Source organism: Luteimonas yindakuii, assembly GCF_004803715.2.
Lineage (GTDB): Bacteria > Pseudomonadota > Gammaproteobacteria > Xanthomonadales > Xanthomonadaceae > Luteimonas > Luteimonas yindakuii.
This window is the reverse complement of record NZ_CP039383.2, coordinates 260,790-283,312: the sequence shown is the minus strand read 5'-3', so window position 1 is coordinate 283,312 and position 22,523 is coordinate 260,790. Positions and strand designations below refer to the sequence as shown.

At 70.4% G+C, this 22,523-nt stretch carries 20 protein-coding genes and 1 pseudogene; 8 read left to right on the top strand and 13 right to left on the bottom strand.

Annotated features, from left to right (window positions below; genetic code table 11):
• Window positions 1-6: 6 nt before the first annotated feature.
• Window positions 7-633 carry a DUF3106 domain-containing protein gene (locus E5843_RS01300; protein ID WP_208002256.1) on the bottom strand — a complete coding sequence of 209 codons (627 nt, stop codon included), beginning with the start codon at window positions 631-633 and terminating at the stop codon, window positions 7-9.
• A complete protein-coding gene (locus E5843_RS01295; protein WP_134675185.1) occupies window positions 623-1,603 on the bottom strand; it encodes a hypothetical protein in 981 nt (326 codons plus the stop codon). The genes E5843_RS01300 and E5843_RS01295 overlap by 11 nt, the downstream gene beginning before the upstream one ends.
• A 444-nt stretch (window positions 1,604-2,047) precedes the next feature.
• On the opposite strand from E5843_RS01295, the gene E5843_RS01290 reads away from it, so the two are divergent.
• Complete coding sequence (locus E5843_RS01290; RefSeq protein WP_141065574.1) at window positions 2,048-4,264, top strand: primosomal protein N'; 2,217 nt, start codon at window positions 2,048-2,050, stop codon at window positions 4,262-4,264.
• A gap of 12 nt (window positions 4,265-4,276) precedes the next feature.
• Here the strand turns inward: E5843_RS01290 and E5843_RS01285 are convergent, their stop codons facing one another.
• Complete coding sequence (locus E5843_RS01285; RefSeq protein ID WP_134675187.1) at window positions 4,277-5,041, bottom strand: NYN domain-containing protein; 765 nt, start codon at window positions 5,039-5,041, stop codon at window positions 4,277-4,279.
• Window positions 5,042-5,266: 225 nt separating this feature from the next.
• Between E5843_RS01285 and E5843_RS01280 the strand changes: the two genes are divergently transcribed.
• The 3 genes from E5843_RS01280 (at window position 5,267) to E5843_RS01270 (ending at window position 7,283) form a co-directional block, all read left to right on the top strand.
• Window positions 5,267-6,205 carry a DegV family protein gene (locus E5843_RS01280; RefSeq protein ID WP_136411589.1) on the top strand — a complete coding sequence of 313 codons (939 nt, stop codon included), beginning with the start codon at window positions 5,267-5,269 and terminating at the stop codon, window positions 6,203-6,205.
• 66 nt (window positions 6,206-6,271) lie between these two features.
• Complete coding sequence (locus tag E5843_RS01275; protein WP_134675189.1) at window positions 6,272-6,604, top strand: hypothetical protein; 333 nt, start codon at window positions 6,272-6,274, stop codon at window positions 6,602-6,604.
• 1 nt (window position 6,605) lies between these two features.
• Complete coding sequence (locus E5843_RS01270; protein ID WP_136411588.1) at window positions 6,606-7,283, top strand: Dph6-related ATP pyrophosphatase; 678 nt, start codon at window positions 6,606-6,608, stop codon at window positions 7,281-7,283.
• A gap of 3 nt (window positions 7,284-7,286) precedes the next feature.
• Here E5843_RS01270 and E5843_RS01265 read toward each other — a convergent pair whose 3' ends face one another.
• From E5843_RS01265 to yihA, 10 genes are all read right to left on the bottom strand, one after another.
• Window positions 7,287-7,721 carry a sugar transporter gene (locus E5843_RS01265; protein ID WP_134675191.1) on the bottom strand — a complete coding sequence of 145 codons (435 nt, stop codon included), beginning with the start codon at window positions 7,719-7,721 and terminating at the stop codon, window positions 7,287-7,289.
• Window positions 7,722-7,786: 65 nt separating this feature from the next.
• Window positions 7,787-8,617, bottom strand: a complete 831-nt coding sequence (gene fghA / locus E5843_RS01260; RefSeq protein WP_136411587.1) for an S-formylglutathione hydrolase — start codon at window positions 8,615-8,617, stop codon at window positions 7,787-7,789.
• Window positions 8,618-8,677: 60 nt separating this feature from the next.
• Window positions 8,678-9,787, bottom strand: a complete 1,110-nt coding sequence (locus E5843_RS01255; RefSeq protein WP_141065573.1) for an S-(hydroxymethyl)glutathione dehydrogenase/class III alcohol dehydrogenase — start codon at window positions 9,785-9,787, stop codon at window positions 8,678-8,680.
• Between the two features lie 67 nt (window positions 9,788-9,854).
• Entirely contained in the window at window positions 9,855-10,130 is a 276-nt protein-coding gene (locus E5843_RS01250) for a metal/formaldehyde-sensitive transcriptional repressor (RefSeq protein WP_134675402.1), read from the bottom strand.
• A 495-nt stretch (window positions 10,131-10,625) separates the two neighbouring features.
• Window positions 10,626-11,258 carry a glutathione S-transferase family protein gene (locus E5843_RS01245; RefSeq protein WP_136411585.1) on the bottom strand — a complete coding sequence of 211 codons (633 nt, stop codon included), beginning with the start codon at window positions 11,256-11,258 and terminating at the stop codon, window positions 10,626-10,628.
• Between the two features lie 249 nt (window positions 11,259-11,507).
• Window positions 11,508-14,255, bottom strand: a complete 2,748-nt coding sequence (gene ppc, locus E5843_RS01240; RefSeq protein ID WP_141065572.1) for a phosphoenolpyruvate carboxylase — start codon at window positions 14,253-14,255, stop codon at window positions 11,508-11,510.
• 49 nt (window positions 14,256-14,304) lie between these two features.
• Window positions 14,305-15,030, bottom strand: coding sequence for a ferritin-like domain-containing protein (locus tag E5843_RS01235; protein ID WP_141065571.1), 726 nt, complete (start codon window positions 15,028-15,030; stop codon window positions 14,305-14,307).
• Window positions 15,031-15,047: 17 nt separating this feature from the next.
• Window positions 15,048-16,220: a hypothetical protein gene (locus tag E5843_RS01230; RefSeq protein WP_141065570.1), complete on the bottom strand. Its 1,173-nt coding sequence runs from the start codon at window positions 16,218-16,220 to the stop codon at window positions 15,048-15,050.
• A gap of 394 nt (window positions 16,221-16,614) precedes the next feature.
• Complete coding sequence (locus tag E5843_RS01225) at window positions 16,615-17,979, bottom strand: glutamate--cysteine ligase (RefSeq protein WP_136411583.1); 1,365 nt, start codon at window positions 17,977-17,979, stop codon at window positions 16,615-16,617.
• 175 nt (window positions 17,980-18,154) lie between these two features.
• On the bottom strand, window positions 18,155-18,772 hold the full coding sequence (gene yihA / locus E5843_RS01220) for a ribosome biogenesis GTP-binding protein YihA/YsxC (protein WP_134675199.1): 618 nt from the start codon (window positions 18,770-18,772) through the stop codon (window positions 18,155-18,157).
• A 163-nt stretch (window positions 18,773-18,935) separates the two neighbouring features.
• Here yihA and E5843_RS01215 point away from each other — a divergent pair.
• From E5843_RS01215 to E5843_RS01200, 4 genes and pseudogenes are all read left to right on the top strand, one after another.
• A pseudogene (locus tag E5843_RS01215) lies at window positions 18,936-19,709 on the top strand (c-type cytochrome); the annotation flags it as partial.
• Window positions 19,710-20,032: 323 nt separating this feature from the next.
• The gene (locus tag E5843_RS01210) at window positions 20,033-20,680 is read left to right on the top strand and encodes a thiol:disulfide interchange protein DsbA/DsbL (protein WP_141065569.1); all 648 of its coding nucleotides are present in this window, start codon (window positions 20,033-20,035) and stop codon (window positions 20,678-20,680) included.
• 43 nt (window positions 20,681-20,723) lie between these two features.
• Window positions 20,724-21,536: a thiol:disulfide interchange protein DsbA/DsbL gene (locus E5843_RS01205; protein WP_136411580.1), complete on the top strand. Its 813-nt coding sequence runs from the start codon at window positions 20,724-20,726 to the stop codon at window positions 21,534-21,536.
• Between the two features lie 135 nt (window positions 21,537-21,671).
• Window positions 21,672-22,460 (top strand): endonuclease/exonuclease/phosphatase family protein, encoded by a 789-nt coding sequence (locus E5843_RS01200; RefSeq protein WP_134675403.1) that lies wholly within the window; start codon window positions 21,672-21,674, stop codon window positions 22,458-22,460.
• The last annotated feature ends 63 nt before the right edge of the window (window positions 22,461-22,523 follow it).

Sequence of the window (22,523 nt, the reverse complement as noted above, 5' to 3'; positions counted from 1 at the left end):
GCCTGCCTAGTTGGGCGAGGCCTGCAGCCGCAACCAGTCCGCCCGCGCCGGCGCCGGCATCGACAGCAGCCGGCGGCGCAGGGCGTCACGCTCCTCCGGCGGGGTGCGCTGCGCGATCATCGCGAGGTCGGCGCGCGCGGATTCGTCGAGCGTGCGCAGCATCGCCAGCAACGCCAGCCGCTGGTCGTCCGGCACCAGCGCGAACAGCCCATGCAGTTGCGGCCAGTCGGCGCCGAGCACCGGGCCCAGCCGCCAACCGTCGCGTTCGAACGCATCCAGCTCCGCGTAGCGTTCGGTGAGCGCGTGGCGCTGGGTTTCCGACATGCGCGCGTAGACCGCGGCGGTGGCGCGCAGGCGCGCCTTGTCGGCGTCGGGCAACGCCTGCCAGGTTTCCCACGCGGCACGCCGTGCCTGCTTGACGGCGGGCGCCAGCGCATCCCACTCCACCGCACGCTGGCGCAGGGCCTGCTGGCGGTCGGCGGGCATCTGCTGCCACTGCCGGGCCTGCTGCTGCACGCGGGCGCGCTCGGCCGGGGGCAGCGCCTCCAGCTGCCGCAACAGCTGCGGCGGCAGTGCCTGGGCCGGCAGCGCCAGCAGCGCCATGGCCAGCAGCAGCGCGGCGCTAGGGCGCATCGGCGGCTTCCTGTGCGTGTGCGTCCAGTGCGCGTTCGTCGGTGTCGCCGGCATCCTCGTCGCGTTGCGGGCGGGCGATATCCGGTTCCACGTCGCCGTGCTCGAGTTCCACCGTGAGCCACGCCAGGAAGGCCGGGTCGCGCGCGGCGCCCTCGCCCTCGTCGCTGGCGAGGAGGTCGAAATCCGGATGGATCAGCAGCGCGGCGTCGCCTTCCAGGCGCGGGCCGGCGCCGCCCTGTTCGGGCAGTTCGTCGATGCGGATGCCGTGCGGTTCGGCGTCGAGGTCCACGCTCCCCATGACACCGGTGAAGGTCGCCGCCAGCGCCGCCAGCGTGGCCACCACCACGGCGATCATCAGCGGCCACAGCCAGCGCGGTCGCGGACCGGCCGGGCGCGCGGGCTCGCGCGCCGCGGCTTCGCGGCGCGGGGTGTAGATGCGGCCGCGCAGGGCGGCGTCGCGCAACCGGGCGAGTTCGGCCAGGCGTTCGGGCGGGGTATCGCGCAGGGCCAGCTGCACGGTGTCGGCCAGCACGCGGAAGCGGGTCTCGTCGGGCCGGCCGTCCGGCAGCCGTGGCAGCGCGCGGCGCAGGGCCAGCCGGTAGGTCTCGCGCGACACCCCGAGCACCGCGGCGGCATCGCCCTCGGACACATTGGCGACCAGCCGCAGCAGCAGCGCCGCGCGCGGGCCGGTGCCGATCTCGCCCAGCACGCCGAAGTCGCCGTCCCAGTGTTCGCTGCGCGGCGGTTCGCGCAACTGCGGCGCGGCCAGCAGCAGCGACCAGAAGCGGCGCGGCCAGTCGCCGAACGGGGTGCGCGCGGCAGTATCGCGGAAGCCCACCATCGCGGTGGTCAGGGCGGCGTCGCCGGCCTCCGCGCTGCCGACCTGCAGCTGCGCGAACAGCGCCGCGCGTCGCTCGACGCCCCGCAGGAATGCACTCAGCGCCGGTGATGCGCTCGGTCCTTCGCTCACGGTCGGCGGTGCTCTGTTGGGCGCGGATCCATCGCCACATGATAGCCAGCGGGCGCGTTGCATCGCGACTTGACAATTACGCCGGGGCCGGCGACGCCCGGGATATCCGCAGCAGATGTTGCCCACAGGCGCACCAAACCGTCATACACGCCGGCTCCACAAGGCTGAAGTGGCGCCGTTCAGCCATGTTTCACGGGTAAGTCGCTGTTTTATATCGAAAAGTCGCTTTTGGCGAAATTTTCACCAACCCCGCCCCGGGCCGATGGCAGTGCCCCTTCCGACCCCTCGCGGACAGCTGATGCACAGGTTTATCCACAGGCCGTGTGGATAAGGGCGAAACCCGTTGTGTGACGCCGGTTTACCTTCACCTCGTGCCGGAGCGCGCAGCTTTGGCCCGCAAGTCCGATCCAGCGCCAGCGGCCTGGCGCGTACACTGCCGGGCCGATGACTTCAGCCGATGGCAGCAACGATGCCCCCTGCCTGAGCGTGGCGCTCCCGGTGCCGCTGCCGCGGCTGTTCGACTACCGCCCGCCGCCGGGGGTGGCCATCCCCGCGCGCGCGGTGGGCTGCCGGGTGCGGGTGCCCTTCGGTCCGCGCGAACTGGTGGGCGTGGTGGCCGCGGTCGGGACGCCGGCACACGGCAGCGACGGCCTGCGCGATGCCGTGGCCTGGCTCGACGACCAGCCGCTGCTGGCCGGGGAGCTGCTGGACTCGCTGCGCTGGCTGACCCGCTACCTGCACGCACCGCTGGGCGAGGTGCTGGCCACGGCCCTGCCGGCGTCACTACGACGCGGCGAAGCCCTGCCCGACACCCGGACCTGGGGCTGGACGCTGACCGCGGCCGGCACGGCCGCGCTGGCCGGCATGCGCGACGGCAAACCGCGCGCGCTCGCGGCGCTGCTGGACGGTGCGGTGCCCGACGAGGCCGCCCTCGACGACCGCATGCCCGGTTGGCGGGCCGCCGCCCGCACCCTGGCAGCCCGCGGCCAGGCCGAGCGTGTCGCCACCGCCGGCCGGCCCGGACCGGCGCCGGTGGCCGGCCCACCGCCCAACACGGCGCAGCAGGCCGCCATCGACGCGATCGCCGATGCCCGCGGCTTCCACGCCTTCCTGCTCGACGGCGTGACCGGCAGCGGCAAGACCGAGGTCTACCTGCAGGCGATCGCGCAGGCGCTGGCACGGGGCCGGCAGGCGCTCGCGCTGGTGCCGGAGATCGGCCTGACGCCGCAGACGCTGGCGCGCTTCCGCGAGCGCCTGGGGGTGCCGGTGCATGCATTGCACTCGGGCCTCAACGACAGCGAACGCGCGCAGGTGTGGGCGGCAGCGCTGCGTGGCGAGGCACGGGTGATCGTCGGCACGCGGTCGGCGGTGTTCGTGCCGCTGCCCGACGCCGGATTGATCGTGGTCGACGAGGAGCACGACGGCAGCTACAAGCAGCAGGACGGCATCCGCTACCACGCCCGCGACCTCGCCCTGGTGCGCGCGCAGGCGTTGGGCGTGCCGGTGGTGCTGGGCAGCGCGACGCCGTCACTGGAAACCCTGCACAACGCCCGCAGCGGCCGCTACACCGCCCTGCGCCTGCCGCAGCGTGCCGGCGCCGCCCGCCCGCCGGTGGTGCGCGTGCTCGACGTGCGCAAGCGCGGCCTGCAGGCGGGCCTGTCGGGCGAGGTGCTGGACGCGATCGCCAACACGGTGGCGACCGGCGGCCAGGTGCTGGTGTTCCGCAACCGCCGCGGCTATGCGCCGGTGCTGCTGTGCCACGACTGCGGCTGGAGCGCGCAGTGCACGCGCTGCAGCATCACCGAACAGGGCCGGCCGATGACCGTGCACGCCGGCGGCCGTCGCCTGCAGTGCCACCATTGCGGCCACCGCCAGCCGGCGCCGATGGCCTGCCCCGCCTGCGCCAGCCTTGCCCTGCAGCCACAGGGCGTGGGCACCGAGCGGCTCGAGGAACACCTCTTGCAGGCTTTTCCCGACGTGCCGGTGGTGCGCATCGACCGCGGCAGCACGCAGCGGCGCGACGGCATCGAACGCGCACTGGCAGGCCTCGGCGATCGCGCCGGCATCCTCATCGGCACGCAGATGCTGGCCAAGGGCCACGACCTCGCCGGACTGGCGCTGGTGGCGGTGGTCGGCATCGACGAAGGGCTGTTCTCCGCCGACTTCCGCGCGCCGGAGAAACTCGCCCAGCTGCTGATCCAGGTCGCGGGACGCGCCGGCCGCGGCGCACGCAGCGGCGAGGTCCTGCTGCAGACCCACCATCCGGGCCACCCGCTGCTGGGCACCCTGCTGCAGGGCGGCTATGCGGCGTTTGCCGAGGCCGAATTGCTGCAGCGCGAGGTCGCCGGCTTCCCGCCGTTCGCGCACCTGGCACTGCTGCGCGCCGAGGCCGCGCATGTGGAGCTGCCGCGTGAATTCCTGCGCGAAGCCGTCGCGGTGATGGCGCGCCTGGACGCACAGGGCGCAGTGGAACTGCAGGGCCCGCTGCCGGCGCCGATGCCGCGCCGCGCGGGCTTCCATCGCGCGCAGCTGGTGCTGTCGTGCGCCAGCCGTCGACCGCTGCATGCGCTGCTCGACCGCGCGATGCCGGAGCTGCACGCGCTGCCCGCGGCACGCCGGGTGCGCTGGTCGCTCGACGTCGACCCGGTGGATCTCTACTGAGGCGACGGCGCCCTACGTTGCGCCACCACCGCCGCCGCCCCTGCGCGAACGCCGCGCCGGCGTGGTCGCCAGCTCGCGCAGTTCCACTGCCTGGCCGGTGCGGCGCACCTCGAACAGCCCGGTCGCCTCGATCAGGTCGCTGAGCTTGCGGTAGCCGTAGTTGCGCGAATCGAACGAGCCCTGGTTACCGACATGGCTGCCGACCGCGCCGAGATGGGTCCAGCCGGACTCATCGGCACTGGCCTGGACCGCGCTGCGCAGCAGCTGCACCAGCGTCGCATCGCCGCGCAGCTGTGCCGCGGTCTTCGGCCGTGCGGCGCCGGTGTCGCCGTTGTCGAGCACGCCGAGCTTCTCCAGGTACAGGAAGGTCGAACATGCCTTGACGAAAGGCTCCGGCGTCTTCTCCTCGCCGAAGCCGAACACGCGCAGGTTCTCGTGGCGCAGGCGCATCACCAGCGGGGTGAAATCGGCATCGCTGGACACGATCGCGACACCGTCGAGCGTGCGCCCGTACAGCAGGTCCATCGCGTCGATCACCATCGCCATGTCGGAGGCGTTCTTGCCGCTGGTGTAGGCGAACTGCTGGATCGGGCGGATCGCATGCGCGTGCAGCGCGGCTTCCCAGCCCTTCAGGTGCGGGCTCTTCCAGTTGCCGTAGGCACGACGCACGTTGGCCACGCCGTGGCGCGCGAGTTCGGTCAGGATTGGCTCGATCTTCGAGGCCGGCGCGTTGTCGGCGTCGATCAGCAATGCCAGCCGCAGTTCGGCGTCGGCCATCGGGGTGCTCCGGCGGGGGTTTGCCGCAGTCTACGTCGACCCGCACCTGCGGCCGTCGCGGACGTCCGTCCCGGCATCGTCGGCTGTGTGCTTACAGCAGGTCGGACAACGCCGGTACCGGTTGCCGAAGTGCAGTCCGTGTCGATGATCACGTAAAGTCCCAGCTCCATACCGGCATCGCGACATGGCGATGCCCGAGCGCGCTGCGCTTCCCGAGGAGGTCCCATGCGCATTGGAATCGTCGTCGACTCGGCCTGCGACCTGCCACCCGAATGGCTCGAGGCCGCCGGCATCGTGCTGCTGCCGGTGACGGTGCGCATCGGCGATGCGGAACTCGTGGACGTGCGCGACCCGCAGGCCACGCTCGGGTTCATCCAGGCCCACGGCGAACGGGGCCACAGCGCGGAGACCGCCGCGTTCCCGGCCGATCGCATCAAGTCGCTGTTCCTCGACCAGCTGGTGATCGATTACGACTACGTGTTCTGCCTGACGGTCGCGCGCAGCCGCAGCCAGATCCACGACAACGCCGCGCACGCCAGCTACGCGATCCTCAACGAGTACCGGCAACCGCGCAGCGCCGCCGGCCATGCCACGCCGTTCTCGCTGCGGGTGATCGATTCGCAGCAGGTGTTCGCCGGCCAGGGCATCCTGCCGGTGGAGGCGGTGCGCCTGCGCGAGGCCGAGGCCAGCGCCCCGGAAATCCGTTCGCGGCTGGAGTTCCTGGCTGGCCGCAGCTACACCTACATGGTGCCGCGCGACCTCGGCTACCTGCGCGCGCGCACGCGCCATCGTGGCGATCGCAGCGTCAGCCTGCTCGCCGCCACCCTCGGTGGCGCGCTCGACATCAAGCCGATCCTGCACTGCCACCAGGGCGAGACCGGCCCGGTCGGCAAGGTGCGCGGGTTCGAACCGGCGGCACAGAAACTGTTCGATTGCGCGATCGAACGCGTGCGCGAAGGGTTGCTGACGCCAACGCTGTGCCTGAGCTACGGCGGCGAGCTCGACGTGATGCGCGCGTTGCCGCATTACGACCGCCTCATCCGCACCTGCCGCGAGCACGGGATCGAGGTCTTCGAAACCGTGATGAGCCTGAGCGGCATGGTCAACGTCGGCCCCGGTGCGCTCACCATCGGCTTTGCCGCGCCACCACATGCGTTCGTCTGAGGCGCGGACGGCACCCTCACGCGGCCCGCTGCTAGGCTCGTGGCAACTCCACAACCGTGCGCATCGATGTCGACCTACTACATCCGGATTCCCGATCCCGACCGCGCCCGCGCCAGCGGCACCTTCGCGTTCCACTCGCAGAGCGCACCCGGCATGGCCGAGGAACTGCAGGCCGCACTGACCGGGACCGACCTGTTCGACCGCTGGCGCGACAGCCAGGACGATCCGGATCTCGTCGATCCCGACCTCGGTCCGGCCGACCCCGCGGCGCAGGTCACCGGCGACGGCGACCTTGCGTTCGACCTGGTGGCAAGGACCAGCCTGCCGGGGGACGTCGTGCGCCACCGCCTGCGCCTGCTGGCCGGCCAGGCCTGGGAACTGCGCGACGTCCGCTCCTGAGGTGGGCACGCCGGCGCTGCTGTCGTGGAGCGGCGGCAAGGACGCCGCCTGGGCGCTGCACACGCTGCGCGCGGCAGGCGACTTCGACGTGGTGGGCCTGCTGACGACCGTGGTCGCGGAGGGCGGGCCAGCGTCGATGCAGGGCGTGACCGGCGAGGTGCTGCATGCACAGGCAACGGCGGCACGGTTGCCGCTGATCGAGGTGCCGGTCGCGCCCGGCGCCGACAACAGCAGGTACGAAGCCGCCCTTGCGACAGCGCTGGCGGCGGCGCGCCTGCGCTGGCCCGGCATCGGCCATCTCGCGTTCGGCGACCTTGCCCTGGAGGACATCCGCGCGTGGCGCACGGCGCTGTGCGCGCGGCTCGGCTGGCAGGCGCTGTTTCCGTTGTTCGGTGCCGACACCAACACGCTGGCGCGCACCATGCTGGCCGGCGGGCTGCGGGCCACGCTGTGCTGCGTGGACACCGTGCAACTGGCCGCGGGCTTTGCGGGTCGCGCCTACGACGCGTCGCTGCTGGATGCATTGCCTGCCGGCGTGGACCCCTGCGGCGAGAACGGCGAGTTCCACACCGTCGTGCACGCCGGGCCGATGTTCGCGACCCCGCTGCACCTGCGACGGGGCGCCAGCACCCTCGATCAGAACCGCTTCCAGCGTACCGGCTTCACCGTGGCCGGGTAGGCCTCAACGCAGCACGCCACGTTCGGCCAGGTGGCGCGCGAACAGCCACAGTGCGCATGCGATGACCAGCAGGACGACAGGGAAGGCCAGGCCGGACGCACCACTCACCGTCCATGCCGGGGTCACCGCGTAACTGGCCACCACCTGCAGCAGCAGGGCCACTAGTGCGACGAGCCAGACCGGTGCGGCCCAGCGACGGCGCAGCAGCAACCCGATCGCACCGAGCACGCCGCCGATGGTCGCCACGCCGTAGAACAGGTAGATCCAGCCTGGCGTGGCCTCGTAGACCGAACGCTGCTCCGGCGGCATCGCCTGCAGCGCCTCGGCGGGCATCGCCAGCTGCATGACGAAGGCGGCGACGCCGACCAGATTCCACAGCAGCGCCAGCGTGCCGACGATCCACACGCTCGCCGGCGTCTTCATTGCGGTTGTCGCCATGACACTCTCCCGGGCACGGACCCGCCGAGCTTACGCCCGGCGCGGTGCCGCGTGCAGCGGGTCGGTCAGTCGCGCAATGCCTTTGCGTGGTGCGCGATATGGTCGCCAATGAAACTGGCAATGAAGTAGTAGCTGTGGTCGTAGCCGGGCTGCATGCGCAGCGTCAGCGGATGCCCTGCCGCGTCGCATGCGGCCTGCAGCAGCTGCGGCTTCAGCTGGCCGTCGAGGAACTCGTCGGCATCGCCCTGGTCGACCAGCAGCGGCAGCCTCTCCTGCGCCGACTCCACCAGCTCGACCGCGTCGTACTGCTTCCACGCCTCGCGGTAATCGCCAAGGTAGGCGCCAAAGGCCTTCTCGCCCCACGGCACCTGCGACGGCGCGACGATCGGCGAGAACGCCGACACGCTGCGATAGCGACCCGGGTTCTTCAACGCGATGGTGAGCGCACCGTGGCCACCCATCGAATGCCCGCTGATCGCACGGCGGTCGCTGGCGGACGGATCCGCTTCGACCCATGCCGGCAGCTCGTCGACGATGTAGTCGTACATCCGGTAGTGCTTCGACCACGGATCCTGCGTCGCGTTGACGTAGAAGCCGGCGCCCTTGCCGAGGTCATAGGCGTCGGCGTCGGCGACGTCGTCACCACGCGGGCTGGTGTCGGGTGCGACCAGGATGATCCCGTGCTCGGCCGCATAGCGTTGCGCCCCGGCCTTGGTGATGAAGTTCTGCTCGTTGCAGGTGAGACCACTGAGCCAGTACAGCACCGGGCAGGGGCCGTCGGCCGCCTGCGGCGGGAAGTACACGCCGACGGTCATGTCGCAGCCGAGCACTTCGGAGCGGTGGCGGTACACGTCCTGCCAGCCGCCGAAGCTGGCGCGATGTTCGATACGTTGCATGGATGGGACTCCTCTTCGGACCGCACCTTCTCCCGCACGCGGGAGAAGGGCAGTGCGGGGTCAGTAGTGGATGACGGTGCGGATCGACCTGCCTTCGTGCATCAGGTCGAAGGCCTCGTTGATGCGTTCCAGCGGCAGCGTGTGGGTCACGAACGGCGCAAGCTGGATGTCGCCCTTCATCGCGTCCTCGACCATGCCGGGCAGCTCGCTGCGCCCCTTGACCCCGCCGAACGCGGTGCCCAGCCACTTGCGGCCGGTGACCAGCTGGAACGGACGGGTGCTGATCTCCTTGCCCGCGCCGGCCACGCCAATGATCACGCTCTGGCCCCAACCGCGGTGCGCGCACTCGAGCGCCGCGCGCATCACCTCGACATTGCCGATGCATTCGAACGAATGGTCGACACCCCAGGTGGTCATCTCGACGATCACCTGCTGCACCGGCCGGTCATGGTCCTTCGGATTGACGCAGTCGGTGGCGCCCATCCGCGTCGCCAGCTCGAACTTGGACGGATTGGTGTCGATGGCGATGATGCGCCCGGCCTTCGCCTGCACCGCGCCCTGGATCACCGCCAGACCAATGGCGCCGAGGCCGAACACCGCCACGGTGTCGCCTTCCTGCACCTTCGCGGTGTTGTGCACCGCGCCGATGCCGGTGGTCACGCCGCAGCCCAGCAGGCAGGTGTGCTCCGGGTTGGCTTCGGGGTTCACCTTCGCCAGCGAGACCTCGGCGACCACGGTGTACTCGCTGAAGGTCGAGCAGCCCATGTAGTGGTAGACCGGCTCGCCGTTGTAGCTGAAACGGGTGGTGCCATCGGGCATCACGCCCTTGCCCTGGGTGGCGCGCACGGCGACGCAGAGGTTGGTCTTGCCGCTCTTGCAGAACAGGCACTCGCCGCACTCGGCGGTGTACAGCGGGATCACGTGGTCGCCGGGCCTGACGCTGGTGACGCCCTCGCCCACTTCCACCACGATGCCGGCGCCCTCATGGCCGAGCACCGCCGGGAACACGCCCTCCGGATCCTCGCCCGACAGGGTGAACGCATCGGTGTGGCAGAGCGCGGTATGGGTGATCTTCACCAGCACCTCGCCCTTCTGCGGCGGGGCGACGTCGAGCTCGACGATCTGCAGCGGCTGGCCTGCGGCAAAGGCGACGGCGGCGCGGGATTTCATGGTTTTCTCCTGCAATGCGATGTGATGTGGAACGGTCGCGGCGCGGCCGCGGCCAAGCGGGGTCGGGTCACTTCAGATACGAGCGGATCAGGCCCGTCATCTCGGCGACGCGCGCGGCACGCTCGCCGTCGTCGTGCGCGGCGTGGCCGAACTGCTCGCGCAGGTGCGACTCCAGCACCTCGCTCATCAGCCCGTTGACCGCGCCGCGGATCGCCGCGATCTGCTGCAGCACCGGCGCGCAGTCGGCACCGGCTTCCAGTGCGCGATCGAGCGCATCGCACTGGCCGCGGATACGGCGCACGCGGGCGCGGACCTTCTTCTTTTCTTCGGGCGAGTGCGGCATAGCGCGGCAGCATTTGATAGTGGGGGGGAGTATAGCATCTGGTGGCCCGACGACCTGTGCGGTGACCTCGCCGCAGGGGCCCACGGCGCCCAGGAACCACGCCCAGTCGCTGCGCACACGCCGGGCGACGCCCATGCAGCCGCGCTAGAACCGGCGCGCGAACAGCTGTTCGCGGCGCCGGCGGCGCATCGGCGCGACGATCTTGCGGTGGTCGTCGCCAGCGGCGCGCGCGATACCGAAGCGCGGGTCCGCGGCGCGGCCGAGTGGGCGGCGAACTGGAAGCAGCGGACGGACGTACCGTGGGAGGTCGAACTGATCGTGCTACCCCGAAGGCACCCATGCCGCGAGCATCGGCGAGGCCTACCGCCATGCTGTGGCTGTTCCGACGCGATGTCGTCAGGCCACGCGCAGCGGCAGGTTCGCCACTACGCGGCCGGTTCGGGTGCCCCACAGCCATTCAGCCCGGGCATGGCGACGCGCCCGGACGGATGAAGATCAGCCGCGCGCCGGCATCAGCGCATCGTCGAGCGCTTTCGCCCGCTGGTAGGCCTCCCGCGCGCGCAGGCGCTCGGCCCAGGCGGTGAAGGCATCACGGGCCGGGATCGACTGGAACCCCAGACCGAAATCGACCTGGCCGCCCACGTACACGTCGGCTGCGCTGAAGCGTTCGCCCAGCAGCCACGGCGAGGCCGATGCGGCCGCGCCTTCCAGCGCGTCGATGGTCTGGTCGTAGCTGCCGTAACCGACCATGCCGGCCTTCTCCGGCGGTGCCAGCAGGCCCATTGCCCTGGCCGTCACCGCCGCTTCCACCGGTCCGGCGGCGAAGAACAGCCAGCGCAGGTACGGACCGCGCCGCGGGTCATCGGTGGCGGGGGCAAGCCCCGCCTGCGGGAAGGCATCGGCCAGGTAGGCGCAGATTGCCGCGGCCTCGGTGACCACCACGCCGCGATGCTCGATCGCCGGCACCTTGCCCATCGGGTTGATGGCGAGGTACTCGGCGGACTTCATGCTGCCGCCGTACTCCTGCACCACCGTGCGGTATTCGACGCCGAGCTCCTCGAGCATCCAGCGCACGATCCGGCCGCGCGACATCGGGTTGGTATGGAAGACCAGTTCGTGTTCGGCCATGGCAGCGGTCCAGTCGGGGAATCGCCTGCACCTTACTCCCGGGCCCGGCGTGGCGCGATGCCTGACGCGACGTCCGTTGCCCTCGTCCGGCGCTTCGCGCCACCTGGACGCGCGACATCCATGTCGCTCACCCTGCAGGCGGCTTCGCCGTCCAGATCGGTATTCCTGCCGATGTGTCTCCCGCGGGGTCGGAGGACGCAATGCGGCGCGCTGTTGACCGCCACCCCCTCAACACCCCTACATCCTCCATCAACCGGTGTTCTGGATCCCCGCGGCGATGCCGTTGACGGTGGCGATGAGTGCACGCAGCGTCGCGTCGTCGGTGCTGCCGTCGGCACGCCAGCGGCGCAGCAGCTCGACCTGCAGCAGGCTGATCGGGTCCACGTAGGGGTTGCGCAGGCGGATCGACAGGCCCAGCCGGTAGTCGTCGGCCAGCAGCTCGTCGCGACCCTTGATCGCCAGGATCGCGTCGCGGGTGCGCGTGAACTCGCCGGCGATGTCGTCGAACATCGGGCCGTGCAGCTCGCCTGCCAGGCGCGAGTAGCGCTCGAAGATGTCGAGGTCGGACTTCGCCAGCAGCATCTCGATGTCGTCGAGGGTGGCGGCGAAGAACGGCCAGTCGCGCGCCATTTCCTGCAACGGGCCCAGGCCCCAGGCCTCGATGCCGCGTGCGAGCGCGGTGCCGACGCCGTACCAGCCGGTAAGCCCGGAGCGGTTCTGCGACCAGGCGAACACCCACGGAATCGCGCGCAGGTTGCCGACGCCCCCATCGCGACGTCGAGATGGACGCGAGCCGATCTGCAGCCGCTCGATCACGTCGATCGGCGTGGCCGCACGGAAATAGGCGATGAAGTCGGGATGCTCGTGGACCAGCGCGCGGTAGTGCGTGCGTGACCATTGCGCGAGCCCGGTCATCTGCATGCGCCAGGCATCCTGTCGCGGCTCGGCTGCACGCGGGCGCAGCGTCGCACGCAGCACCGCGGCGGTGGTCTGCTCGAGGTTGCGCAACGCCAGGGCGCGGATGCCGTACTTGCGGTGGATGACCTCGCCCTGCTCGGTCACCCGCAGGGTGCCGTCGATGGAGCCGCGCGGCGCGGCGATGATCGCGCGCTCGGTCTTGCCGCCGCCGCGGCTCACCGAGCCACCGCGGCCATGGAAGAACACGATGCGCACGCCGGCCTCGCGGGCCAGCGCGACCAGCTCCGCCTGGGTGCTCTGCAGCGCCCAGCGCGACGCCAGCACGCCGCCATCCTTGGTGCTGTCGGAATACCCGAGCATCACCGTCTGCCGGTTGCCGCGGCTGGCCAGGTGCGCGCGGTACAGCGGATCGTCGAACAGCGAGCGCATCACGCCCGGTGCGGCCTGCAGGTCGTCGACGGTTTCGAACAGCGGGGCGACGTCCAGCGGTACCGCGTCGTCCTCCACGCACCCGCCCTGCCGCGCCAGCGCCAGCACCGCCAGCGCATCGACGGCACTGCGGCTCATGCTGACGATGTACGGACCGAACGCATGTTCGCCATAGCGCGCACGTGCCTCGCGCACGGCGGCGAACACCGCGAGGGTGCGGACGGTGGCTTCGTCCGGCGTCGTGGTCGGCACCCCGCCGTCGAGCCAGCGATGCAGGTCGGCCAGGCGCGCGTCGAGTGCACCCGCCGGCCAGTCGGCATCGCCCAGCAACTGCGCGATCGCGGCATCGTGCACCGCCGAATCCTGGCGCAGGTCGAGCCGGGCAAGGTGGAAACCGAAGCTGCGCACGCGCAGGCGGACGCGCTCGAGTGCATGCAGGCCGGCGTGCTGGCCGCGATGCGCGCCCAGGCTGTCGGCCACGAGGTCGAGGTCGGCGAGCAGCGCGGCGGCATCGGGGTAGCCGGCGGCGTCGCCCTGCGCGGTGGCTTCGAGGCGCGCCCGCATCATGTCCAGCAGCTGCCGGTAGACCATGTCCACCTGGCGCGGCTTGAGGCGCTTCGCCGCATCCGGCAGCAGTTGCCGGTAGGCCTGCAGGCGTGCAGCCACGGCCGGGTCGATCCCGGCACGCTCCCCGGTCTGCGTGAGCACGCGCATCAGCTTGGCGAGGTCGGCCTGGTAGTTGCCCACCACCTGCGCGCGTTGCGCCGCGAGCGTGGCGAGGATGGTGTCGGCGCCGACATTGGGGTTGCCATCCATGTCGCCGCCGACCCAGGTGCCGAACCGCAGCATCACTGGCAACTCCGGCCGCGCGCCGAACACCGCTTCCAGCGCATCGCCGAATTCGCGGTAGAAGGTCGGCAGCACCCGGTACAGCACGTCGCCGAGATAGAAGCCGACATGCTCCATCTCGTCGAGCACCGTGGGTCGCGTCGGTGGCGCTTCCGAGGTCTGCCAGGCCGCGGTCAATGCCTGGCGGATGCGCTCGACGTCCACCGCACGCTCGCCGGGCGTGCGCCCGCGATCGATGTCCGCCACCAGCCGGGCGACGATCTCGCGCTCCTTCTCCAGCAGTGCGCGGCGCATGGCTTCGGTCGGGTGCGCGGTGAACACCGGCTCGATGCGCAGGCGTGGCAGCAGCGCCAGCACTTCGTCGCTGTCGACGCCCTCGTCGCGCAGCGCTTCCAGCACGGCTTGCAGACCACCGGGTTGCGGCACCGCGGCTTCGCGCTGGTAGTCACGACGACGACGGATGCGGTGCACGCGTTCGGCGATGTTGGTGGCGCCGAAGTAGGCGGCGAACGCGCGCACCAGGGCCTCGGCATCGTGCAGCTCGATCCGCGACAGGCGCTCGGCAAGGTCGTCGACCGGCAGCGACGACTCGCGCCGGGCGATCGCGGCGCGGCGCACCGCTTCCACCTGCGCGAGCAGGCCCGGCGAGCCCTGCTCGGCGAGCATGTCGCCGACCAGCGCACCCAGCCGCCGCACGTCGTCGCGCAGCAGCACGTCGGTGTGGGCGAACTCGATCGGTTCGCGCAGCGGGTCGTCGTCCGGAATGTCCTGCGTCGTCGCGGCGATCGTGGAGGCTTGCATGCCCGCAGGCTACACCGTCAGCACGCCTCCACGATGCATGCAGCCAGCGTCAGAGGCCTGCTTCCTCGGTCAGTGCCGTCGCCATCCACTGGCGCACCGTTGCCTCGTGGCGCTGCTCCGCGGCCAGCGCTTCGGTGAACTGTGCGACAAGCTCGTCCTGGCCGAACTGCTGCGCAAGATCGATCAGCAGTTCCCACGAGGCGTTGTCGATGACCTCGGCGGCCAGCAGCGTCGACAGTGCCTGCGCGATGGTCAGGCGCGGCTCGCCCATCGCCTGCACCAGGCCCATGCCCTGCACGCCGGTGACGTCGGCGCATGGGGTCATCGCGGTCGGGTCGGCGCCCAGCGTCTCGATCGCGGCGGCCAGCAGCAGGTAGTGCGAATGCTCCTCGTCGCGGATCTCGCGCACGCCGTCGATGGTCATGCCCGCCGGCAATGCGGGGGCCACGGCGACCTTCTGCAGCATCATGTCGTACAGCCGGGTGCCGGTGCGTTCGAACGCGGCGCGCTCGGCGATCTTGTCCAGCAGCACGTGCATCTTCTTGCCGGTCAGCGCCTTCATCGCCGTGCCGGCCATGCCGCGCAGGGTCGGCGGCGGCGGCATCGAGCCCACCGGCCCGGCTTCGGTCAGGTACGCAGCTCGCAGCGCGACGGCATCGACCTCGGGATCGGGCATGGTGGTCTGCAGCTCACGCACTTCCAGCAGCTTGCGCGCGTCCACCGGTGACGCCTTCATGCCGGTGCGGTTGGTGCCGGTGTGGATTTCGTTTTCCATGATCGTCTCCTCGACGCCTACTTCTGCTGCTCGGCCGGCAATGCGAGCTCGGTACCCGGGTTCCACACGTAGCCCGCGGCCACGGCCTCGGTCGGCGATCCTTCGGCATTGAGCTGTCGGCGATAGGCACGCGAGCCGTCGGGCTCCTGCTCCATCGGCACGAAGTCCGGGCCGTCGGCGCGCAGGTCGACTTCCTGCAGCAGCACCTGGCGCACGAACTCGCGCTGGCTGGCAAAGGCGATCGGCTCGGGCATCACCGGCGGCAGGATCTCCATCGGATCGCGTCGCTCGACCTGCTTGAACAGCTCCATGACGTACTGCAGGTGGCCGAGTTCGTAATCGAGGAAGCGTTCCCAGATCGCCTTGATGCGCGGGTTGGATTCCTGCCGCACGGCGCCGTAGTAGTTGTAGACCTCGTTGAACTCGTGCATCAGCCACTGTTCCATCCAGGTCTGGTCCGGGTCGATGATCGACTCGTACTGGGTGGTGTGCTGCTCCTCGATCGAGGCGATCTCCGCGTACAGCAGGCGTGCCACCGGGTCCGAGAACAGCGGCCCGATGTTCATGTAGTAATTGTGAGTCTGCTGCTCGGCCGCCATGATCGTGAGCGCATGCAGCTTGGACAGCGGGTGCGCGGTCTTCGCATCGAAGGGATTGCGCAGATCGTCATCCGGATCGCGGTGTTCGACCACCGTCGGCCGCCCCGGCAGGATGTCGGTGTAGCACTGCAGGATGTTGTTGGCATCCTTGCCCTCGAGCCGGTCGAGCATCGCCGAGTAGCGGTACATGTGGTCGAAGTCTTCCAGCAGGCCGAAGCGGTAGGTCTGCGCGAGATAGGGATCGGGTTCGGCCTGGGCGACCGCCGCGGTGATCTCGATCGCCACCTGCTCGTAGGCGATCGTCGTCTCCAGTGGCGAATGGTCGGCACCGATCAGCCAGTTGATCATGGTGTGCTGGTGCTGCTCGACGCGGCGCACCCGCGCCAGCGGTGCACGCATGTCGCGACTCATCCGCGCGAACGCGTGCGAGAAGCGCAGCGCCTCGTGCTCGAGCCCGTTGAGCAGGATGATGCGCACACGGGTGAAGGTGTCATCGTCCAGCTTGCTGATCGGGTGCTGGACCAGCTCGCGCCAGGTGAAGCGCTGCTGTTCGAGCGGGCAGCCCTTGATGTTGCTGAGGTCGATTGCCACGGAAGGAACTCCTGCGCAGTTGCGATGACCGCTGCGGATGAACTTCGTGAGGTGAGGGCGTGGCCCGTGTGTTTCGGGGCGCGGATCGAGCCTACGTGATCGCGTTTCCTGAACTGATCACGCGTTCGACACCTGCATGACTGCGGCATCGCGCAGATGCAAAAAGAGGCATGTTGGGCGATGCGCGCGTGGTGTTTTCTGTTCGCAGGGCGCGGCGGATGACGACGGCTATCGCACCGTGCTCTGGCGGTTCGATGCGGCTCTATCCCCGACGCCAGCCATCTGCCTGCCGGCACCGGCAGGCCCACCCATCGCGTCGCGTGTCGGGCCACCTGCGTGGCGAGCGCGCCCGAGCGGCCCCCCCGCCACGGACAATCCCCGTGGCGCGGCGATGTCAGTACGCGAACTCGCGGAACACGCGGTCGATGTCGCCGCCCCACTCGCCGTGGAACAGTTCGAGCTTGCGCTCGGCCGGGGTCTGCCCGGCCTCGGCGAGTTCGATCAGCGGCTCGAGGAAGCGCACCTCGTCGATGTCCTGTGCGTTGCGGCGATCGCGACGACGCAGCCCGGCGGCGCTGATCTTCAATGCCTCGATCGCCAGCTCGCGCACGCTGCTGCCGCGGAACGGCGTCGCCAGCGCGGTGCGTGGCACCCCGTCGCGCAGGGCATGCCGTTCGGCGCGGGTGAAGTCGCGCACCAGGTCCCAGGCGGCGTCGAGCGCGGCATCGTCGTACAGCAATCCCACCCAGAACGCCGGCAGCGCACACAGCCGGTTCCACGGTCCGCCATCGGCGCCGCGCATCTCCAGGAACTTCTTCAGCCGCACTTCCGGGAAGGCGGTGGTCATGTGGTCCGACCAGTCGCGCAGCGTCGGCAGTTCGCCCGGCAATGCCGGCAACCCACCGCGCAGGAAATCACGGAAGCTCTGCCCGCTGGCGTCGTGGTAGACGCCGTCGCGGTAGGCGAAATACATCGGCACGTCGAGGATGTAATCGACGTAGCGCTCGTAGCCGAAGCCGTCCTCGAACACGAAGTCGAGCATGCCGGTGCGGTCGCCGTCGGTGTCGGTCCAGATATGCGAGCGGTAGCTCAGATATCCGTTGGGCCGGCCTTCGGTGAACGGCGAATCGGCGAACAGCGCGGTGGCGATCGGCTGCAGCGCCAGCGCCACGCGGAACTTCTTCACCATGTCCGCTTCGGTGATGTAGTCCAGGTTGACCTGCACCGTGCAGGTGCGCGTCATCATGTCGAGGCCGAGGCTGCCGACCTTCGGCATGTACTCGCGCATGATTTTGTAACGCCCCTTGGGCATCCATGGCATCTCGTCGCGACGCCACTTCGGCTGGAAGCCCATGCCGAGGAAGCCCAGCCGCAACTCGTCAGCGACCGCCTTGACCTCGTAGAGGTGGTTGCCCACTTCCTGGCAGGTCTCGTGGATGTCGAGCAACGGCGCACCCGACAGTTCCAGCTGCCCCGCCGGCTCCAGCGTCACCGACGCGCCATCGCGCAGCAGCGCGACCGTGCGCCCGTTCTCGCGCACCGGATCCCAGCCGAAGCGGGTCAGGCCATCGAGCAGCGCCTCGATGCCGCGCTCGCCATCGAACGTGGGCGGACGCAGGTCGTCGAGGCGGAAGCCGAACTTCTCGTGTTCGGTGCCGATGCGCCAGTCGGCCCGCGGCTTCTCGCCGGAGGCGATCTCCGCGGTCAGTTCGCGCGGGTCAACTATCGGGGCATCAGGGGAACGACTGGCTGTGGGCACGTGGTGGAGACTCGTCGACGCTTGGAGGACGCGTGCTCACGGCACGTCGTGGAAGGGCGCCACTATATCCCGCGCCACCGACGCCACGGCGCACGCGCATGGTCCGCTGCATCATCGGCAGCGCCACAATCGGGTCACGCGGGAAGCGCCGCACCGGCTGCGCGGCAGGCGCGACTCAGCGCGCCGGGGGCAACCCGAGCCAGCCGTTGACCACGCCACAGGCCTCTTCGATCCCGAGCTTGTGCAGGGCCGAAAAGGTCTGCACCGAAACGGTGTCGCCATAGGCCTGCTGGAGGTCGCGGCGCACCTGCAGCAGCACGTTGCCGGAGCCGCCGCGACCGAGCTTGTCGGCCTTGGTCAGCAGCACGTGCGCGGGAAGCCCGCGTTCGACCGCATAGCCGAGCATCTGCCGGTCGTAGTCGCGGAGCGGATGGCGGATGTCCATCACCACCACCAGTCCGCGCAGCGCTTCGCGGCGGGCGAAGTAGCCGGCGATGAAGGCCTGCCAGTGCGCCTGCAGGTCCTTGGGCACCTTGGCGTAGCCGTAACCGGGCAGGTCGACGAGGTGGCGGTCTTCGTACGGCTCCACCTGGAAGAACACCAGCTGCTGGGTGCGGCCGGGGGTCTTCGATACCCGCGCGAGCGCGTTCTGCTGGCACATCGCGTTGAGCGCGCTGGACTTGCCGGCGTTGGAACGGCCGGCGAAAGCGACTTCGTAGCCGATGTCGGGCGGAAGCTGGGCGGGCGTGTGCGCCGCCAGCCGGTAACGGGAGCGGGCAAGAAAGTTGGTCATGGCGATAGGATCGCATGGGCTTCACTCCGCCGCGCGATTTTTCACGCACCGGCGCGGGGCTTACGCCATGGAAGCGATGGTTTGACCCCGGTCGCGGGCGGCGTCGATAATTCGGCGATCCCGGGCGCGTTCGCGTTCGATTCATGTTTGTCGGAGCCCAGCAATGCGCCAAGCCCGCGTGTACGGAATCGCCAGCCTCGCCGCCCTCGTTGTGGGCGCCGTGGCCTTCGCACAGTCGACCGCGGTGCCGTTGCCGGAGGAAGCGCCGGTGCAGGCCGCGCCGCTGGAGGACAACGCGGTTGCCGAGCTGGCCGACGCGCAGTGGGGCGATGCCCAGCGCGGCGCCACGCTGGCCGGCACCTGCGCCGCCTGCCACGGCCTCGACGGCAACAGCGTCGTGCGCGAGGTGTATCCCAGCATCGCCGGCCAGAACGAGCCCTACGTCGCGCACCAGCTCGCCCTGTTCAAGAGCGGCGAGCGTCCCAGCCCGATCATGCAGCCGTTCGCGGCGCCGCTGTCGGCGCAGGACATGCGCGACCTCGGCGCCTACTTCTCCACCCAGTCGGCGCAGCCGGGCATCGCCGATGACGGGCTGGTCGCCGCCGGCGACTACGAAGGCATGAAGTTCTACGAGATCGGCCAGCAGCTCTACCGGCGCGGCGATACCGCGCGCCAGGTGCCGGCCTGCATGGCCTGCCATGGCCCGACCGGCGCCGGCATGCCCGGTCCGTCGTACCCGCACGTGGCCGGCCAGCCCGCGTGGTACACCGCGCGCCGCCTGCAGGAGTTCCGCGACGGCACCACCGCCGAGCGCGATACCCGCATGTTCCAGGTGATGCACACCGTCGCGCAGCCACTGACCGACGAGGAAATCCAGGCCCTGGCAAGCTACATGGAAGGCCTGCATCCGCGTCCCGACGCCGCCACCCGCGCGCAGATGGCGCGCCTGCAGACCGCGGCGCCCGCGGAGACCCCCGGCACCATGGGCCTTGAGGGCCGCAGCGTCGACCCGGAAACCACCATTCCCGCCGGCGCCCCCGGTTCGCCGGAGGCGAGCGGCATCGACCCGGCCACGACGGACGAAGCCGCCACGCCGGCGGAGCCCGTCCAGCAGCAGTGACCGCGGTTGCAGTCGCCAGGCGCGCCTGCGCTGCCGATCCCGTACCACCGGAAGCGCCGGCCGTGGCCACACGGGCCGGCGTTTTCATTGCGGCCTGCGATCCAGCGCGCCGCGCATCCGCATTTTTCCGGAGTGTTCCGATGCACCTGCCCCGCCGGCTGCTGACCTGCCTCGCCGCGTTCTGCCTGGCCCTTGCCCTACCGCTGGCGTCCGCCCATGAGGGCCATCCGCCGGTGGAAGGCGTCGACTACGTGCGCATCCCCGACGGACGCCGGCTGTCACCGCCGGATGGCCGGATCGAGGTGGTGGAGATCTTCTCGTATGCCTGTGGCCACTGCGCCGACCTGCATCCGCTGATCGAGCCCTGGCAGCGCGCGCTGCCCGACGACGTGCGTTTCAGCTACCTGCCCGTGGTGTACCTGCCCGACGACGCGTTCGCGACGGCCTACTTCGCCGCCGAGGAGATCGGTGCGCTGGAGCAGACGCACGCGGCGACCTTCGATGCGATGCATCGCGCGCGCCGGCTGCCGCGCAACGCCACCACCGCCGAACTGGCCTGGTTCTACGAGCAGCTCGGGGTGGATCGCGCGCGTCTGGATGCGGCCATGGCCAGCGCGCAGACCCGGCAGAAACTGAACGATGCCCGCGATTTCCTGCTGCGCAGTGGCGCGCAGGGCACCCCCACCCTCATCATCAACGGCCGTTACCGCGTGCAGGCGCGCAGCCTGCGCGAGCTGTTGCACACGGCCGGGCAGCTGATCGCCGCCGAACGCCAGGCCGGCGGCTGAGCCGCCCCACCCCCTCCTTCCCGAGCCGAGGTTTTCCAGACCCATGAGCACGTCACGCATCCTCGTTTCCCTGCTGCTGGCCGCCGCCCTGGCCGCCTGTGGCGACCGCGAGCAGGCCGCACCGGCCGCGACCGCGGATACCGCCGCCACGGCGACCACGCCTGCGCAGGACATCGCGCCCGCCGACGCGGCTGCCGTGGACTCCGCCGACGCCGCTGTCGACCCCGCCGCGAACGCGGACGCCGAAGCCGCCACGCCGGCGCCTGCCGCGACGCCGCCGCAGGGCCCGGCCCCGGTCGAGGGCACCGATTACGTGACGATCGCCAACGGCCAGCCGTTCCAGCCGCTCAACGGCCAGGTCGAGGTGGTCGAGGTATTCGGCTACACCTGCCCGGCCTGCGCCGCGTTCGAGCCGCAGTTCTCGGCGTGGAAGAAGCGCCAGCCGGCCGATGTCCGCGTGACCCCGCTGGCCGCCCCGTTCGGCGGTTTCTGGATGCCGTACGCGCGCGCCTTCTACACCGCCGAATCCATGGGCCTGATCGATCGCACCCACGGTGCGATGTTCGAAGCCATCCACGTGCAGCGCAGCCTGCCGGTGCAGAACGTCAGCGACCAGCAGATCGCCGGCTTCTACGCCAACCATGGCGCCGACGCCGCGCAGTTCGCCAGCACCATGCAGAGCTTCACCGTCAACGCCAAGCTCAAGCGTGCCGAGCAGTTCATCGGCCGCACCGGCGTCGACGCAACGCCGACGCTGGTGGTCAACGGCAAGTACCGCGTCATCGGTGGGCGCTCGTTCGACGACGTGCTCAACACCGTCGAGCACCTGGTCGCGCAGGAACGCGACGCCCGCTGAGGCGTATCCCGCGCGATGTCGCCACTGGCCGTGCACCGCACCGCACCCCTCGCCGGGATCGGTGCCTCCGCCCGCGCTGCGCCGTCGTCACCCGCCGGTGGCTACGGTGCGTTGGTCTCTCCTGACGCCCCGGTGATGGCGATCGATCCTTCCACCCGCCGCCTGCGCCTGCTCAGCGCCAATATCCAGGCCGGCTCCAGCACGCGTCGCTACAGCGACTACGCCACCCGTAGCTGGTCGCACGTCCTGCCGGCCGGCAACAAGCGCTGGGCGCTCGACCAGATCGCCCAGCTCGCCGGCACCCATGACATCGTCGGCCTGCAGGAGGCCGACCCCGGCAGCTGGCGCTCGGGCTTCACCAACCAGACCCACTACCTCGCCGAGCGCGGTGGATTCGACTGGTGGACCCACCAGCCCAACCGCAACGTCGCCAACCTCGCCTCCAGCGCCAACGGCCTGCTGGCCCGCCTCGAGCCGGTGGAAGTGCAGTCGCATCCGCTGCCCGGGCGCATCTCCGGCCGCGGCATGCTGCTGGCGCGCTTCGGCGAGGGTGCCGAGGGCCTGAGCATCGCGGTGGCGCACCTGTCGCTGGGCGCGCAGTCACGTCGCTCGCAGCTGTCGTTCATCGCCGAGCTGCTGCACGACCATCCCAATGCCGTGCTGATGGGCGATTTCAACTGCACCGCCGATACCCCGGAGATGCAGATCCTCTATCGCAACACCTCGCTGCAGCCGCCGTCGTGCGCGATCCAGACCTTTCCGAGCTGGCGCCCGGCCAAGGCCATCGACCACGTGCTGGCCACCGGCTCGCTGGTCTGCAACGACATGCAGGCGATGCCGGCGGCGCTGTCCGACCACCTCGCGGTGTCGGTGGCGCTTGATGTGCCGGTGGCAGCGCTGCAGTCGCCGAACGACGCGGCGTAGAGCGCCCTCGTCCGCCCTTGCGGAGCCCCTTCTCCCGCAGGCGGGAGAAGGGTCCCAGGGCGT

Bases quoted from the DNA above. Each gene is read 5' to 3' on its own strand.
- E5843_RS01300 (WP_208002256.1), bottom strand. From the start codon at position 633: ATGCGCCCTAGCGCCGCGCTGCTGCTGGCCATGGCGCTGCTGGCGCTG.
- E5843_RS01290 (WP_141065574.1), top strand. From the start codon at position 2,048: ATGACTTCAGCCGATGGCAGCAACGATGCCCCCTGCCTGAGCGTGGCG.
- E5843_RS01285 (WP_134675187.1), bottom strand. From the start codon at position 5,041: ATGGCCGACGCCGAACTGCGGCTGGCATTGCTGATCGACGCCGACAAC.
- E5843_RS01280 (WP_136411589.1), top strand. From the start codon at position 5,267: ATGCGCATTGGAATCGTCGTCGACTCGGCCTGCGACCTGCCACCCGAA.
- E5843_RS01275 (WP_134675189.1), top strand. From the start codon at position 6,272: ATGTCGACCTACTACATCCGGATTCCCGATCCCGACCGCGCCCGCGCC.
- E5843_RS01265 (WP_134675191.1), bottom strand. From the start codon at position 7,721: ATGGCGACAACCGCAATGAAGACGCCGGCGAGCGTGTGGATCGTCGGC.
- fghA (WP_136411587.1), bottom strand. From the start codon at position 8,617: ATGCAACGTATCGAACATCGCGCCAGCTTCGGCGGCTGGCAGGACGTG.
- E5843_RS01255 (WP_141065573.1), bottom strand. From the start codon at position 9,787: ATGAAATCCCGCGCCGCCGTCGCCTTTGCCGCAGGCCAGCCGCTGCAG.
- E5843_RS01250 (WP_134675402.1), bottom strand. From the start codon at position 10,130: ATGCCGCACTCGCCCGAAGAAAAGAAGAAGGTCCGCGCCCGCGTGCGC.
- E5843_RS01245 (WP_136411585.1), bottom strand. From the start codon at position 11,258: ATGGCCGAACACGAACTGGTCTTCCATACCAACCCGATGTCGCGCGGC.
- ppc (WP_141065572.1), bottom strand. From the start codon at position 14,255: ATGCAAGCCTCCACGATCGCCGCGACGACGCAGGACATTCCGGACGAC.
- E5843_RS01235 (WP_141065571.1), bottom strand. From the start codon at position 15,030: ATGGAAAACGAAATCCACACCGGCACCAACCGCACCGGCATGAAGGCG.
- yihA (WP_134675199.1), bottom strand. From the start codon at position 18,772: ATGACCAACTTTCTTGCCCGCTCCCGTTACCGGCTGGCGGCGCACACG.
- E5843_RS01210 (WP_141065569.1), top strand. From the start codon at position 20,033: ATGCACCTGCCCCGCCGGCTGCTGACCTGCCTCGCCGCGTTCTGCCTG.
- E5843_RS01205 (WP_136411580.1), top strand. From the start codon at position 20,724: ATGAGCACGTCACGCATCCTCGTTTCCCTGCTGCTGGCCGCCGCCCTG.
- E5843_RS01200 (WP_134675403.1), top strand. From the start codon at position 21,672: ATGGCGATCGATCCTTCCACCCGCCGCCTGCGCCTGCTCAGCGCCAAT.